Annotated in this window: 15 protein-coding genes and 1 pseudogene; 8 read left to right on the forward strand and 8 right to left on the reverse strand. The window is 40.8% G+C overall.

Annotated features, from left to right (window positions below):
• The first annotated feature begins 1 nt into the window (after position 1).
• The 7 genes from ABJN95_RS01000 to ABJN95_RS01030 all read left to right on the forward strand — a co-directional run bounded on the left by ABJN95_RS01000 (position 2) and on the right by ABJN95_RS01030 (position 6430).
• Positions 2-1303 carry an NADH:ubiquinone reductase (Na(+)-transporting) subunit B gene (locus tag ABJN95_RS01000; RefSeq protein ID WP_348368115.1) on the forward strand — a complete coding sequence of 434 codons (1302 nt, stop codon included), beginning with the start codon at positions 2-4 and terminating at the stop codon, positions 1301-1303.
• A gap of 2 nt (positions 1304-1305) precedes the next feature.
• Entirely contained in the window at positions 1306-2049 is a 744-nt protein-coding gene (locus ABJN95_RS01005; RefSeq protein WP_348368116.1) for a Na(+)-translocating NADH-quinone reductase subunit C, read from the forward strand.
• Between the two features lie 2 nt (positions 2050-2051).
• Positions 2052-2699: an NADH:ubiquinone reductase (Na(+)-transporting) subunit D gene (locus ABJN95_RS01010; protein WP_348368117.1), complete on the forward strand. Its 648-nt coding sequence runs from the start codon at positions 2052-2054 to the stop codon at positions 2697-2699.
• Between the two features lie 21 nt (positions 2700-2720).
• Entirely contained in the window at positions 2721-3461 is a 741-nt protein-coding gene (nqrE, locus tag ABJN95_RS01015) for an NADH:ubiquinone reductase (Na(+)-transporting) subunit E (RefSeq protein ID WP_348368118.1), read from the forward strand.
• Positions 3462-3463: 2 nt separating this feature from the next.
• Positions 3464-4771, forward strand: a complete 1308-nt coding sequence (nqrF, locus tag ABJN95_RS01020; RefSeq protein ID WP_348368119.1) for an NADH:ubiquinone reductase (Na(+)-transporting) subunit F — start codon at positions 3464-3466, stop codon at positions 4769-4771.
• Between the two features lie 238 nt (positions 4772-5009).
• Positions 5010-5372, forward strand: coding sequence for a Na(+)-translocating NADH-quinone reductase subunit F (locus ABJN95_RS01025; protein WP_348368120.1), 363 nt, complete (start codon positions 5010-5012; stop codon positions 5370-5372).
• 41 nt (positions 5373-5413) lie between these two features.
• Positions 5414-6430: an FAD:protein FMN transferase gene (locus tag ABJN95_RS01030; protein WP_348368121.1), complete on the forward strand. Its 1017-nt coding sequence runs from the start codon at positions 5414-5416 to the stop codon at positions 6428-6430.
• Here the strand turns inward: ABJN95_RS01030 and ABJN95_RS01035 are convergent, their stop codons facing one another.
• From ABJN95_RS01035 to gpmI, 3 genes are read right to left on the reverse strand one after another with little or no spacing between them, the layout of a single operon-like run.
• Entirely contained in the window at positions 6431-7195 is a 765-nt protein-coding gene (locus tag ABJN95_RS01035) for a methyltransferase domain-containing protein (protein WP_348368122.1), read from the reverse strand.
• A gap of 12 nt (positions 7196-7207) precedes the next feature.
• A complete protein-coding gene (gene map, locus ABJN95_RS01040; protein WP_348368123.1) occupies positions 7208-8026 on the reverse strand; it encodes a type I methionyl aminopeptidase in 819 nt (272 codons plus the stop codon).
• 32 nt (positions 8027-8058) lie between these two features.
• Positions 8059-9576, reverse strand: coding sequence for a 2,3-bisphosphoglycerate-independent phosphoglycerate mutase (gene gpmI, locus ABJN95_RS01045; protein ID WP_348368124.1), 1518 nt, complete (start codon positions 9574-9576; stop codon positions 8059-8061).
• A 232-nt stretch (positions 9577-9808) separates the two neighbouring features.
• On the opposite strand from gpmI, the gene ABJN95_RS01050 reads away from it, so the two are divergent.
• Positions 9809-10195, forward strand: a complete 387-nt coding sequence (locus ABJN95_RS01050) for an ankyrin repeat domain-containing protein (RefSeq protein ID WP_348368125.1) — start codon at positions 9809-9811, stop codon at positions 10193-10195.
• A gap of 117 nt (positions 10196-10312) precedes the next feature.
• On the opposite strand, the gene ABJN95_RS01055 is transcribed toward ABJN95_RS01050, so the two are convergent.
• The 5 genes and pseudogenes from ABJN95_RS01055 to ABJN95_RS01075 all read right to left on the reverse strand — a co-directional run.
• Positions 10313-10510 carry a DUF6747 family protein gene (locus ABJN95_RS01055; RefSeq protein ID WP_348368126.1) on the reverse strand — a complete coding sequence of 66 codons (198 nt, stop codon included), beginning with the start codon at positions 10508-10510 and terminating at the stop codon, positions 10313-10315.
• A 118-nt stretch (positions 10511-10628) separates the two neighbouring features.
• A complete protein-coding gene (locus tag ABJN95_RS01060) occupies positions 10629-11399 on the reverse strand; it encodes a M48 family metalloprotease (RefSeq protein ID WP_348368127.1) in 771 nt (256 codons plus the stop codon).
• A gap of 41 nt (positions 11400-11440) precedes the next feature.
• Positions 11441-12181 carry a M15 family metallopeptidase gene (locus tag ABJN95_RS01065; RefSeq protein ID WP_348368128.1) on the reverse strand — a complete coding sequence of 247 codons (741 nt, stop codon included), beginning with the start codon at positions 12179-12181 and terminating at the stop codon, positions 11441-11443.
• A 207-nt stretch (positions 12182-12388) separates the two neighbouring features.
• Positions 12389-13528, reverse strand: coding sequence for a gliding motility-associated C-terminal domain-containing protein (locus ABJN95_RS01070; RefSeq protein ID WP_348368129.1), 1140 nt, complete (start codon positions 13526-13528; stop codon positions 12389-12391).
• 3 nt (positions 13529-13531) lie between these two features.
• Positions 13532-15787, reverse strand: a pseudogene (locus tag ABJN95_RS01075) (hypothetical protein); the annotation flags it as partial.

Raw genomic sequence — 15787 nt, forward strand, 5'->3', positions numbered from 1 at the left:
GATGAGTGATAAACGATTGACTTTCAAAAAGAGACTACACATCTTAAAACATCATTACCGAGACAAAAAGATGGCTCCTGCATTCAATGCCATACATACGTTTTTGTTCTCGCCCGATGAAACCACCCATTCAGGTTCTCACGTTCGTGGTGCTGATGATTTGAAGCGTACAATGAACACGGTAATTATGGCCTTGGTCCCCGTTTTATTGTTCTCGATCTTCAATGCCGGTTATCAACATTATGCTGCAATAAACGGTTTTCCAGAGAATTTCTCTTTGATGGAACATTTCTTGACCTGGGACAACGCATGGATCGGTATCATAAAAATATTACCCTTACTAGCTGTATCTTATGGAGTTGGACTTTTGGTTGAATTCATCTTTGCAGTAATTAAGGGTCACGAAGTCGAAGAAGGCTATTTGGTTACTGGAATTCTGGTTCCGTTGATTGTTCCTATTGATACACCGCTTTGGATGTTGGCCGTAGCAGTTGTTTTTGGTGTTGTTATCGGAAAAGAGGTTTTTGGAGGAACTGGAATGAACATATTGAATCCCGCATTAACTATTCGAGCTTTCTTGTTCTTTGCGTATCCAACTTGGATGAGTGGCGATAAAGTCTGGGTACATGAAGCCCGTGAGCGCTCTGAGGCGATTCTTGCAGGCGCTACCAATGTAGATGCGATTTCAGGAGAAACCATACTTGGTTATTTGGCACAGAACAATGGGGCAGAAATGGCGGCAAAATACGATGTTTGGGATATGTTCTATGGTTTTATTCCGGGTTCGGTAGGTGAAACACCAACCTTGTTAATCTTGCTTGGGGGGCTTTTCTTGATTTTTAGTAAGATCGCAAGTTGGAGAATTATGCTGAGTGCAGTTTTAGGTTCTTTGGTTATGGGATTGATTTTCAATCAGGTTGTCGATATGGGATGGATTACCGAAACCAGCAAGTTCTATGGATTGATGAGCTTTGAATTCTGGCAACATTTAATAGTAGGAGGATTGGCGTTTGGAATTGTCTATATGGCAACCGATCCGGTAACTGGGGCTCAAACCAATCGTGGAAAATGGATTTATGGCTTTTTTATCGGATTCCTTTCAGTGATGATTCGCGTGTTTAATCCTGCTTATCCAGAAGGGGTTTTCTTGGCAATTCTTTTGATGAATGTGTTTGCACCGACGATTGATCATTATGTAGTTCGCGGCAATGTGAAACGAAGAATGAAACGATTACAAAACGCAGTTATTCACCCCAAAGATTCAGAGGGTAAAACGGCAGAACTTCAAGCAGAAACAGTTTAGTTATGGCGATTAATACAGATAAAAATAGTTACACCGTGTTCTTTGCAGCCTTGATGGTTGTGGTGGTTGGCTCATTGTTAGCTTTCTTCGCATCTAGTTTAAGCGGGAAAATTAAAGAGAACAAACGTATTGAAAAGCAGCAAAATATCCTTTACGCAATGGGTGTAAATGAAAATGATGAGGCTAGTGTTACGTTTGTATCTAAAGATAAAGTAGAAGCAGAATTTTCAAAATACATCACTGAGCAACTGGTTTTGGAAAATGGTAAAACAGTCGAAAATGATGAGGCGTATTTACTTGATCTGAAAAAGCAGTTGGCCAATAATAAAAATGGCGATGCCGCAAGCTTTCCCATATTTATAGGTTCAAAAGATGGAAAGAAAACCCACATTTTACCTATGTACGGTAAAGGCCTATGGGATGCAATTTCGGGTTACATCGCACTAAATGACCAAATGATTGTTCAAGGTGTTTATTTTGACCATGTAGGTGAAACACCAGGCTTGGGTGCCAACATCAAACAACGCTATTTTATGGATGATTTTGCTGGTGAAAGTATTTTAGATGGTACACGTTATGCAGGAATACAAGTAGCGAAAGGAAATAATGATCCGCTGAACAAAACAAAAGACGATAATGAAGTTGATGCATTGGCTGGCGCTACTATTACTGGAAACGGTGTTGCCGCAATGATTAAAGAGACTGTTGACCTTTACAAACCTTATTTAGAAACTGTTAGAAATTAAGAATGGGACTATTAACAAAAAAAGATGCTGGTTTAATATTAGACCCTTTGGCAGACAATAACCCCATTACCATTCAGGTATTGGGTATTTGTTCAGCATTGGCAATTACTGCTGAGCTTGAAGCTTCAATTGTAATGTCAGTTGCGGTAATATTCGTTTTGGGTATTGGTAATGTGGTCATCTCGTTGATGAGAAATATTATACCTTCTAAAATTCGAATTATTGTACAGCTTATTGTAGTAGCTACCTTGGTGATTATAGTAGATCAAGTATTAAAAGCATTTGCTTATGAGTTGAGCAAAACACTTGGAGCTTTCGTAGGGTTGATTATCACTAACTGTATTATTATGGGACGCTTTGAGGCTTTTGCTTTGGCCAACGGACCCTGGAAATCTTTCCTCGACGGCATAGGAAATGCCCTGGGTTATGGTGTAATATTAATTATTGTTGGTTTTTTCAGAGAGTTATTAGGTTCAGGAACATTGTTGGGTTTTCCCGTACTTGGAGATCCAATAGCAAAAACCGGATTGTACGCCACAGGATACGAAAACAACGGATTTATGATTATTCCGCCAGCTGCCTTGATAGTTGTGGGAATCATCATTTGGGTACAGCGTTCGAAAAATCCAGCCCTAGTAGAAGAAAATTAATAAGCGATTTAAGCATAGATTATGTTAGAGCATATAGAATTATTTTTTAAGTCCATTTTCATAGATAACATGGTATTTGCTGTGTTTTTAGGAATGTGTTCCTATTTGGCCGTTTCTAAAAAGGTAGCAACTGCGGTAGGTTTGGGAGCAGCGGTTATTTTCGTTTTGGCTGTGACCGTTCCTCTGAATTGGTTGTTGGATAAGTATATATTACAGGATGGTGCTTTGGTTTGGTTAGGAGAGGAATATGCCGATTACAACCTAGGTTTCCTATCTTTTATTCTCTTCATTGCTACGATTGCAACCATGGTACAATTGGTCGAAATCGTGGTGGAAAAATTCTCGCCCTCGCTTTACAATTCTCTAGGTATATTTTTACCTCTTATAGCGGTAAACTGTGCTATTTTAGGCGGGTCTTTGTTTATGCAGGCAAGAGAAATTGAAACCTTAGGATTGGCTCTGAACTATGGCGTGAGTTCTGGTATCGGATGGTTCTTGGCGATATTGGCAATTGCTGCGATTCGAGAAAAGATTAGATATTCTAATGTACCACCTCCTTTGCGAGGATTGGGAATTACTTTTATCATTACAGGTTTGATGGGCATTGGTTTTCAAAGCTTTGGTGGCATGTTGACAGGCGGCGATGAGGCACCTGCAGAGGTTGAAGACACAACAGTTCAGACGCTTGAGGAAAAGAAAAAAGAAGTCAAAAAAGAGATGGAAGAAAAAGAAGTCTCTTATAACGATTTAATACAGAAATAAGTATGATGTTAGTTGCAAGTACAGGTGGAACGATACTGATCACGGTGGTGTCTTTTTTGATCCTTCTGATGGCTTTGGTCGCCTTGTTGTTATTCACTAAACAAAAACTATCACCTTCGGGTCCGGTAACCATTACTATTAATGGAGAGAAAAAGGTTGAGGTGGCTTCGGGCAGTTCACTGTTAACTACTTTGGGAAATCAAAAAGTATTCTTGCCATCTGCTTGTGGCGGCGGAGGAACTTGTATTCAGTGTGAGTGCCATGTACTTTCAGGTGGAGGGGAAGCGCTTCCCACTGAGACGCCGCACTTTTCCAAAAAAGAATTGAACCACGGGGCACGTTTGGCTTGTCAAGTAAAAGTTAAGCAGGATATGGAAATTACCATTCCTGAAGAAGTATTTGGAATCAAGAAATGGCCTGCAAAAGTTGTTCGCAACTACAACGTGGCTTCTTTTATCAAGGAGTTTGTAGTTGAGATTCCTGAGGATATGGGTTACAAAGCTGGTGGGTATATTCAAATTGAAATACCGCAGTGTGAGGTGAAGTTTGCTGATATGGATATTACAGCTCACCCAGAAGAGCATGAGACGCCAGATAAATTCCAAACCGAATGGGACAAGTTCAACCTATGGCCCTTGGTAATGAAAAACCCTGAAACGGTTGAAAGAGCCTATTCAATGGCTTCCTTTCCTGCAGAAGGAAGAGAGATTATGTTGAACGTACGTATTGCGACGCCACCATGGGATCGTTCCAAAAACGGTTGGATGGATGTCAACCCTGGGGTCGCATCTTCTTATATCTTCGGATTAAAACCTGGCGATGATGTGATCATTTCGGGTCCTTATGGAGAGTTCTTTATCAATGAGTCTGATTCAGAAATGCTATATGTGGGTGGTGGAGCTGGAATGGCGCCAATGAGGTCGCACTTATACCACTTGTTCAAAACCCTAAAAACAAATAGAAAAGTTACCTACTGGTACGGTGGTCGTTCAAAGCGTGAATTGTTCTACTTAGATCATTTCTATCAATTGGAAAAAGACTTCCCGAACTTCAAGTTCTATTTGGCACTTTCTGAGCCTATGGAAGAGGATAACTGGAAGGTTAAAGAGAACATAGATGCTCCTGGTGATGGTTTCGTTGGTTTTATACACAATTGTGTAATCGACAACTATTTGAATCACCATGAGTCACCAGAGGATATAGAATTGTACTTCTGTGGCCCCCCCTTGATGAACCAAGCGGTTCAAAAAATGGGTGAGGATTTCGGAATTCCAGATGAGCATATCCGATTCGATGATTTTGGTGGCTAAAGGCCAAGCCATATTTAAGTATTGCTAGGCCTTAGGTGGTGCAATCGATATAGCGCTTTAAAATCTAAGAGAGTTGCGATGTGTTCGTGAAGCTTACTGCATATTTAAAACCGATATTTTGTTATCGGTTTTTTAATTTGCTGGTCTTTACGAGTAAAGCTCTGTAATCAATTGGCTTTGTACTAAAAACTAACAGATTACCCCATGCGCTATAAGATGTACTAGATAAAATATAAACATGCAACCGCTAACAGAACAAGAACTTCATAATTTGGCGATGAACATCGTAGGTAAACAATTGGAAGCCGAAGGCTTTGAATTTATGGCTGTGAACAGCGAGCTGAAAAAGAACCCGCAGTTCGTTTGTTTGAGGGAGAAGAAGTTGCACTTTATTGTGGTCAAGGGAATTGAGTATCCGGGAGATCCAAAGGATATTGAATTCTTTAGAGCTGATTTGAACAAGATGAGAGATCATGCCTTAAAATTTGAAGCAGATACCTTTTATGCCGGAGTTGGATTGGTGAATGCAGCCGACTATAATCTTCCGGTCTATCTGAATGAGGAGTATATTGTTGATTATGATGGTTTGGTTAAAATTTAAACGACACCAACTGTGCGCAAGCGATCAAATTACCTAACGCTATGAACTATTGTTTTAAAACTTGCAAGGCGCTGACCACATTGTTGCTTGCAGGTCTCCTCTTTTCATGTACCTCGGAACCGAATATATTTAAAAACCAAAATGTCGGAGCGGCGTTGGGCACTTCATATAGTATTATCTATTTGGCTGATGAAGAGCTGAACTATCAACAAGAAATCGATTCTGTATTTACTGCTGTAAATAAGTCGATGTCTACATATATTCCAGATTCGGATATTTCAAAGATAAATCGGGGTGATTCAACGGTGGTGGTTGACGAAATGTTTCAAGAGGTATTTCAACTTTCCAAACAGATATATGAAAAGACAGATGGGTATTTCGATCCAACGGTTGGTACGTTAGTCAATGCATGGGGGTTTGGTCCTGGTAAGCAGGTTTTATTAGATAGTTTAGGCGTAGATAGTTTGATGCAGTATGTTGGGTTTGAAAAAGTGGCTTTAACAGCGAGTAAAACGATCCGAAAGGAAAATAGAAACATTCATTTTGATTTTAATGCCATAGCCAAGGGATACGCTATAGATCGCTTGGCGGCCCTAATGGATAAAAAAGGAATTCAACATTATCTCCTAGAAGTAGGGGGAGAGCTGGTAGCCAAAGGAGAAAATACGGCTAGTAATAGAGCATGGGGCATTGCTATTCAAGACCCGGAAGCAGAGCAAGCTAAGATTTCGATTCGACTACAGGATAAGGCTATGGCCTCTTCTGGAAATTATCGGAAGTTTCGAATTGATTCCGTAACGGGCAAAAAGTATGTGCATACTATTGACCCGAAAACGGGTTTTACGAAGAGCTCCAATACGTTAGCTGTTAATGTCTTGGCAGCTACTTGTGCCAGGGCAGATGCTTATGCCACGGCTTTTATGGCGATGGATGTAGAGGTTGCCGTAAAGTATTTGATGAAGCAACGGGCTATTGATGCCTATATCATATACCTTGATGAAAATGGCGAAACCGAGGAATTTATGACAGAAGGGTTTAAGAAAGTAGTGCTAGATTGATTACTTTTTGACAAAAGGAATCAATTCACCCTTTGCCAAACGATACCTTTCGATTTCATCTGAAGTCATTGTAGCAGTATAATCTACTTCATTAACTTCAAAACCAATACGTCTAAGTTTATCAAAGTAATCACGCCCGTAAATACGCACATGATCGTACTGACCGAAGATTTTTGCACGTTCTTTTTTATCAGTTATACTGTCGTCTTCAAAGGTGGTTTCTCGGCTTAAGTCTTGCGGAATTTGAAAAACACCCCAACCACCAGGTCTTAAAATACGATAGAGCTCTTGCATAGCTTTTGTATCATTAGGAATATGTTCCAAAACATGATTACAGAAAATTACATCGAAAGCATTGTCTTCAAAAGGAAGATTACAGATATCGGCTTTTACATCGGCCAAAGGGGAGTTTAAATCGGTGGTCGTATACTCCAAATTCTTTAGTTTACGAAACCTTTTGTAATAGGCCTGCTCAGGCGCAAAATGCAGCACTTTTAAGCTAGCTGTAAAGAAATTCGTTTCGTTTTTGAGATAGAGCCATAACAAACGGTGACGTTCAAGCGATAGGGTGGATGGTGATAAAACATTTGCTCTTGGATTTTCATAACCGTAGGGCAAAAAACTCTTGAATTGTTTTTGATCTATGGGGTCAAGGTGATTTCCGCCGCGCATTGCAAAAGCCAATATAGGTCGGGCAAGGTAACTAAGCTTAATCAATAAAGGTCTTGGAACAGTATTTAGGATGTATTTAAACAGTTTCTTCATCCTGTGCTACTTCTAAAGCTGAAGTTTCTTTTGACGAAACTCTTCCTCTTCATCGCTAACAATACCCAGTGCCTCATAAACATATTGAAACGTAGATAACAATTCGGGTTTTCCATCAACTAAGGCCACGTTATGTTCAAAGTGTGCGCTGGGTTTTCCATCCGCGGTGAGTATAGTCCAGCCGTCTTTGAGTTGTCTGATTCTTCTAGTTCCGAGATTGATCATGGGTTCAATGGCAACGACCATCCCTTCAACAAACTTTTTACCACGACCTCTTTTCCCGTAATTTGGCATTTCGGGGTCTTCGTGCATTTTGCGCCCTAAACCGTGACCTACTAATTCTCGTACGACTCCATATCCGTGATCTTCTGTATATTTTTGAATGGCATGGCCGACATCACCAACGCGATTTCCTTTTTTAAACTGACGCATACCAACGTACAAAGAGGCTTTGGTAACCTGAAGTAACTTTTTAGTTTCTGGTGCAACCTCGCCAACTTCAAAAGTATAGGCATGATCACCGTAGAAATCATTCTTTAAAACGCCGCAGTCGATAGAGATGATATCGCCTTCCACTAGAGGTGTGTCATTTGGAATACCATGAACCACCTGAGCATTCGGACTCATGCAAAGTGAGTTGGGAAAGTCATACAATCCTAAAAAACCAGGAACGCCTCCATGATCACGAATGAAGGTTTCAGCCAACGCATCTAAATGTAAAGTGGTTACACCTGGCTTTACTTCTTTGGCCAACATTCCCAAGGTTTTTGATACAATCAAAGCGCTTTCGCGCATCAACTCTATTTCTTCTGCTGTTTTGGGTATTATCATAATCGGCAAAGGTAAAGTTTTTGCGCAAAAGTTTATACCAAAGGTTTCTGGGTCATGGCCTGCGGTTGAGGAATACCCATCAATTTCAAAATTGTTGGAGCGATATCTCCTAAAACCCCATCTTTAACTTCTTCTAAATTATCGTCCACTAAAATCAGGGGAACAGGGTTGGTTGTATGGGCAGTATTAGGGCTACCATCGGGATTGATCATCGTTTCACAATTGCCATGATCGGCAATAACAATGGTAGTATACCCATTTTCAAGTGCCGCAGTAACAACAGCCTCTGTACAACTATCAACAACTTCACAGGCTTTGATTGCCGCCTTCATATCACCCGTATGTCCTACCATATCAGGGTTTGCAAAATTTAAACAAACAAAATCGACCTCTCCTTTTTCTAACTCAGGAATAATGGCATCGCGAATGTCATATGCACTCATTTCAGGCTGAAGATCATAGGTGGCAACTTTCGGTGAAGGACATAAAATTCGCTCCTCACCTTCGAATGGGATTTCTCTTCCTCCGTTGAAGAAAAAAGTAACATGCGGGTATTTTTCGGTTTCCGCAATACGGATCTGTTTTTTACGGGCTTTTTCCAATACTTCACCTAAGGTCATTTCAATGTTGTCTTTGTCATAAATTACATGAACCCCATTGAATGAGTCATCATAGTTGGTCATGGTCACATAATGAAGGTCTAATTTATGTGCGTTTTGTTCATGAAAATCTGCCTGACTCAACATTTGGGTCAACTCTCTCCCTCGATCTGTTCTGAAATTGAAGAATATAACGACATCACCGTCAGAGATTGTAGCCCGTGCTTCATCGTGCTTATCGGTGAGAACTATAGGTTTTATAAATTCATCAGTTATACCCGCGTCATAACTTTTCTGTATTGAGGCGGCAATATCTGTAGATTTTTCTCCCGTCCCATTAACGATAAGATCGTAAGCAAGTTTGACCCTTTCCCAGCGTTTATCGCGATCCATGGCATAGTACCTACCTATTACAGATGCCAGCTTTGCATTGGTGTTCTTACAGAAATTCTCAAGATGAACAACATATTCTTTACCGCTTTTAGGATCTACATCTCGGCCATCGGTAAAAGCATGAACGAACATGGTACTCACCCCAGCTTCTTGTCCAGCAGCTATCAATCCTTTTAGGTGCGATGTGTGACTGTGTACACCTCCATCACTTAATAACCCTAAAAAGTGAATTGGTTTTTGATTCGCTTTTGCATAAGAAAAAGCATTTTGCAATACCGTTTCATTGATTAAAGTATTTTCCTTAACCGCTAGGTTGATTTTCGCTAGATCTTGGTATACGATTCGTCCAGCGCCTAAATTCATATGTCCCACTTCGCTATTTCCCATTTGACCGTCAGGAAGGCCTACATTCATTCCATCGGTTAGCAGATTGGCGCTTGGATATTTTGTATATAACGAATCTACAAAAGGTGTCTGTGCATTTGCAATTGCAGATACTTTGGGGTCTGAAGATTTACCCCATCCGTCCAAAATCATCAAGATTACTTTTTTGTTCATTTCTATTTCTATTGAGAGCTCAAAAATAGCATGATTTAGCTTGCATTGCTAGTAACTTAGGAAGCTTTTTAAAATTTCAGACAGACTTTTGAGAAGTGTTAATTAAATCTGAACTAAATTTCGGTAGATGTTAAACTTTAGTTATTAAACTGTTAATCGTGTAACAGAAATCTATAGAGGGCGTCTATATTTATATAATCATAATTTATTCATCAATCTAAATTCACTCATCATGAAAAAAACGATTTTGACTGCTGTGGCATTTTGTATGCTGATGGTAACGGTTGCTGTTGCCAAAACTGAAACAAGTAACGACAATACTGTTGTTACCGAACTAATTGTAAAAAAGGAATTAAGTACTTTTTGTAAAGCAATTATGCAAGGAGATATTGATACCGTAAAACGTTTGATCGACCTCGGGGAAGATGTGAATGCCAAATCTCTCGGAATGACTCCTGCGATTTTTGCCGCACGTTATAATAAAGCTGAAATCTTGGAGGTATTGATTGATAACGGAGCAGATCTTAACCTGAAGTGTAATAAAGGTTGGACTATTGAGAAGTATGCAAAACTCTCGAATGCAAAAGACGTACTCGAAGTACTTAAAAATAATGTTTGATAGCTAGAAGTTTGTTCATCAATCAAAAAACCCGTTTACCATCAGGCAAACGGGTTTTTTGATTATAAGGAAAATCAGTTCAATTAGTGTTCAAGTAAAAGAGCCATTCGTGTTTTCCTAGAAATCCCAACCATTCAGTGCTCTGTCCGATAGGGCATAAATCGCCATAAAAATCATGATCGCACAAAATACAGAATATACCTTCAGCAATATAACTAATGCTGCTGGTTTGCAGTTTTCAAATGCCTGCGTGTAAAGATTACTAAAGTGTGATAGTGTTCCCATTATAGTTTTATTAAAATGCTGAATGTTCATTCAGCATAAGTTATTAATGAAAGCTATAAGGGTTAAATTTGAGACGGTATAAAGATACTGGGAATGGCAAATATATGAAAAAACTACCTCTTTAACTTGTAGTTTATCGATTTTAACGCTACGATTGACCTTTGTATCTGGCTATTGCTTCTTTTATTTTTTCAATACGATTCTCTGGGTCGGGGTGTGTACTTTGGAATTCTGGTACGCGATTTGGCCCTGCAGCGGCCTTTAAGATTTTCATTACTTCAATCATCTCATAGGGGTCGTAACCCGACTGAATCATAAAAAATACACCGAGCTCATCACTTTCAAGCTCATCACCACGACCATTTTTTAGTAGTGTATTTTGGCCAATTCCTCCAACGACACTGCCAATATCGCCCGCACCGACCGTAGCTCCCATGGTAGCGGTTCTCCAAAATTCACTTGAGGCAATTCGTTCTGCCGAATGTCTGCCTATAACGTGCCCTATTTCATGCCCCAATACACCTGCCAATTGTTCCTCGTTCAACTGTTTGAACAGTGCATAGGTTATAAAGCATTGCCCACCTGGAAGTGCAAAAGCGTTTATGGTTCTTTCATCAGCCAATAAATGAAAGTCGAATTTGTAGGGAGTTTCACGGGCCATACTGTTTTGTACCAATTTTCGCCCTACCTGATCAACATAAGCTTGAAGACGCTCGTCAGGATACAAACCTCCATGTTGTTGGGCCATTTCGGGTGCACTTTGCAACCCAATGGCAATTTCTTGCTCAGGCGACATGGTGATATGCTGAGATCTACCCGTATACGGGTTTTCTTCTGTATTGTTGCATTTCTTTATAAAGGCAAATGCAACAATCGCCAGTCCTATGAAAATTCGAATTTTCCAACTTCCTCTGTTCATGGTAGTGTAGTGTTAACAACGGAAAGGAAGGTACAAAAAAGCTATAAAAGTTCTTTATTTATGTCTAAAATATTGTTTTGAATATAGCTTCTTATAAATCCGTTTGTAAAGTGTTCGCTGCCCATAAAGGTCTCTTTTTCCAACAATTGCAAAATGTTTTTTCTTCTGAATTCCGTTAGCATAGGTATGGCAATAGGGGCAAAGCTGTAATGCCAAGGTTCATATTTAAAACCTTTTCTTTTGGGATTATCGGTGTATACCAGGTGAAAATCAAAAGTTTTGGAGTTTTCATCCATCCATTTTTTGAAATTTTCATAAGGACCTCCCGCCCCAAACTTTGAAGGAACCAATACATCACCATCGGCTTTAGGATATCCATCTATAAGATCAACATCAGTGCCCCAATGGTGTCTGCTTGTTCCGGGTATGGTAGAATATTCTATGATTTTATCGATAGCCGCCATGGGTTCCATTCCGTCTTCTTCAGTAAATCGCTCAAATTTTCTTTCAAAAATAGCCTCTTGACGCGCAAAACTGCGGTAACTCGAAACCACTTTTAAATCGATTCCATCACTGTAAGCCGCTTTCTTCATTTCAACAAAAGCATCATGGGCTTCGGCTCTCAGGTTAATGCCTTCCCCAAAAAGTTCTATTTCCGCTTTCCCCATAAGTTCGAGTATGGAGTATTCAAAATCTTTTGTTTTTGCCAAGGCTAAACCTGGTGCCAGTGCCAAGGCAATACTTGAAATACTACTACTTTTAATAAATGACCTTCGTTCCATTTGGCTATTATTTCTTTGGTGTGGGTTATTACAAAAACGATGTTAACGACATTGTATTATGTAACTGCCAAATAAAAGTAACTAATTATTCCGATAGGGAGTTGACAAACTTTATGGTATCTTTTTTTGATGCCACTTAATAATTATCTTTTTTCATATAGAACGATGCATGTTATGGCATCAAAAATGGTTAAGTAGAAAACGAGGTTAAAGTGCGAGGTAGATATATCCTTGATATTTTAGATTGTGTTCTTTGACGTCCAGGATATAAAAATATACACCTTCCGGTAAAACCTCTTCTCTTTGGCTTGTATTTTTATTAGCCTTACCATTAAATTCATTTTTATAGTTTGACTTTTCATACACCAATTTTCCGTTACTGTTGTATATCAAGAGCTTGTTGGAGGGATAATCATCAATCAATTTTAAGCTAAAGTAATCATTGGCGCCATCGCCGTTAGGGCTCATGGCATAGTTATTAGAACCAGGATTTCGTTGGAGTAAAAAGCCAAAGGTGAAAATCTCATATTCGTTGGCGTTGAACGTTTCGGAGGTTACCCAACCTTTGTCGATAGAACCATCATGTTCCAATGATCCTAAATTAAACCACTGCCCTTCTTTTTTGTTCCATCCTGTCACGGTGATGCCTTCAATTTTTTCGACCTTCGAGTTCATGTCGCTATCCGTGTCCCAATTCAAGGTGATTTGAATCATACCGGTGGTTGTGATATTCCAAAATTCATCGGAATGAATGAATACTAGGTTAGCATCCTTTAGACTGGTGTCAAAACCTTTCGAAAAACTTTGTGGAAAATTGGGGTTTTCTTCAAAGTAAGCGCACTTGGCCAAGAACGGGCCATCAATAAATTTTATCTTTAGTGGTCTAATGTTGTTTTCGGTCCCAACAGGAAACCTAAATACTTTTTGACCTTCAACCGCTGCTTGTCCATTTATCTTTGAAAGATCCAAGGCTCCGTCATAAAATGCATTTTCAGAAAACTGGGTATATATTTTTTTGGAACCAGCTCTTGAGGAAATGTTTCCAAAAATAAAATTTACTGAATTGTCGATATGTATAGGGGTTTCCAAATATAAACTTCCCTCTACTGCAAGTTCGAGATCATTGAAAGACGGAATGAACTTACCGGATACAACTATATTTTCTTCTTCACTATAAAAACCAATCAAACCTAGGTTTGAATCAAATGTACCATCGTTGATAAGGTCTCCGTGGAAACCTAAGGAGCCCTTCTTGTGAAGTTGCAAACCTCCGAAGTTATGAATCGGTTGTTGAGCAAATAGAACAAAACTCAATTGAAATACTATTAAAGAGAGCCTTAAATTCATAGCTTATTTTATTTTGTTTATCATAAAACTTGATTCTCCCGATTCGTTAAAATATACATTACCTGAACCAGCTTCTCGAAAGGTTAGCACTGAAATGACGTCATTGACATTAAGATTTAAAATTTCATTTACATGAACACTTGAATGATTATGACCAGTGGCGTTTCGGATATAACCTGATGCACCTTTTGCTCCTAAGGGTGTTCCGTTAATTGCTATTCGGGCATTTGTGTTGGATCTTGTGGAGGTTGAGTATAAAGCTAAATTTGCTCTAATGTCATATCGCCCGGCTTTTTTTACAATTAGTGTATTTCCACTTACTTGATATAGGTCATTTTCACCATCTTTATAATCTTGGTTGCCAAAAATTGGGGCCTGTGTATTGTCACTATTGAGGTTTGTAGAAGTGTTTGTATTTGTCCATCTTGCTCCATAGTTTATTTGAAGCAAGACTCCACCGTCTGATCCAACTTTTATTGCATTATATGTGTCAGTTGAAACCAACTGTACTGTTTGTGTCTCAGCTTGTTCATTGATATAAGATATAAGTCCAGTGCTTGTATTTTGAGTTAGATTGGTGTTTATACTGCCCCCCTCTCCCGGATCACCTTTTTCACCTTTTTCTCCTGGATCGCCTTTTTCTCCTTTTTCCCCTTGAATTCCTTGTAGTCCAGTTGCGCCAGTTGCTCCGGTATCTCCTTTTTCCCCTTGCGGACCCTGTGGTCCTGTTTCACCAGTCTCCCCTTGGATGCCTTGCGGTCCTGTTGGCCCAGTTGCTCCTGTATCTCCTTTTTCCCCTTGCGGACCTGTTGCTCCAGTCTCACCTTGGATGCCTTGCGGTCCTGTTGGCCCAGTTGCTCCTGTTTCTCCTTTTTCACCTTGAATTCCTTGCGGGCCAGTTTCTCCTTTTTCACCCTGAATTCCTTGCAGTCCTGTTGCTCCGGTCTCACCGGTCGCTCCAGTATCTCCTTTTTCCCCTTGCGGTCCTGTTGGCCCAGTCGCTCCTGTTTCTCCTTTTACCCCTTGCGGCCCTATTTCACCAGACTCACCTTGGATGCCCTGTGGTCCTGTTACCCCGGTTGCTCCCGTATCGCCTTTTTCTCCTTGATCACCCTTTTCTCCTTTTTCACCTTGGATTCCTTGTAGTCCAGTTGCTCCAGTTGCTCCGGTATCTCCTTTTTCCCCTTGCGGACCCTGTGGTCCTGTTTCACCAGTCTCCCCTTGGATGCCTTGCGGTCCTGTTGGCCCAGTTGCTCCTGTATCTCCTTTTTCCCCTTGCGGACCTGTTGCTCCTTTTTCACCCTGAATTCCTTGTGGTCCTATTGCGCCAGTCTCACCGGTTGCACCTGTATCTCCTTTTCCCCCTTGAATTCCCTGTGGTCCTGTTGCGCCGCTTTCTCCCGTATCTCCTTTATCCCCTTGAATTCCTTGTGGTCCTGTTGCTCCGGTTGCTCCTGTATCGCCTTTTTCCCCTTGGATTCCCTGTTGTCCTGTTGCACCAGTTGCTCCAGTATCTCCCTTTTCACCCTGAATTCCCTGTGGTCCAATCGCACCAGTTGCTCCAGTATCTCCTTTTTCCCCTTGCGGACCCTGTGGTCCTGTTTCACCAGTCTCACCTTGGATGCCCTTTGCTCCTGTTGCTCCGGTTGCTCCTGTATCGCCTTTTTCCCCTTGGATTCCCTGTTGTCCTGTTGCACCAGTTGCTCCAGTATCTCCTTTTTCACCCTGAATTCCCTGTGGTCCAATCGCACCAGTTGCTCCGGTATCTCCTTTTTCCCCTTGCGGACCTGTTGCTCCAGTCTCACCGGTTGCTCCTGTATCTCCTTTTTCCCCTTGGATTCCCTGTGGACCTATTGCGCCGGTCTCACCGGTTGCTCCCGTATCACCTTTTTCACCTTGTGGACCTTGCGGCCCTATTTCACCAGACTCACCTTGGATGCCCTGTGGTCCTATTGCCCCGATTTCACCGGTAGCTCCTGTTTCTCCTTTATCCCCTTGGATTCCCTGTGGTCCAATCGCACCAGTTGCTCCCGTATCTCCTTTTTCCCCTTGGATTCCTTGTGGACCTATTGCGCCGGTCTCACCGGTTGCTCCCGTATCACCTTTTTCACCTTGCGGACCTTGCGGCCCTATTTCACCAGACTCACCTTGGATGCCCTGTGGTCCTGTTACCCCGGTTGCTCCCGTATCGCCTTTTTCTCCTTGATCACCCTTTTCTCCTTTTTCACCTTGGATTCCTTGTAGTCCAGTTGCTCCAGT

Origin of the sequence: Maribacter sp. (assembly GCF_039974175.1) — a bacterium.
GTDB lineage: Bacteria > Bacteroidota > Bacteroidia > Flavobacteriales > Flavobacteriaceae > Maribacter_C.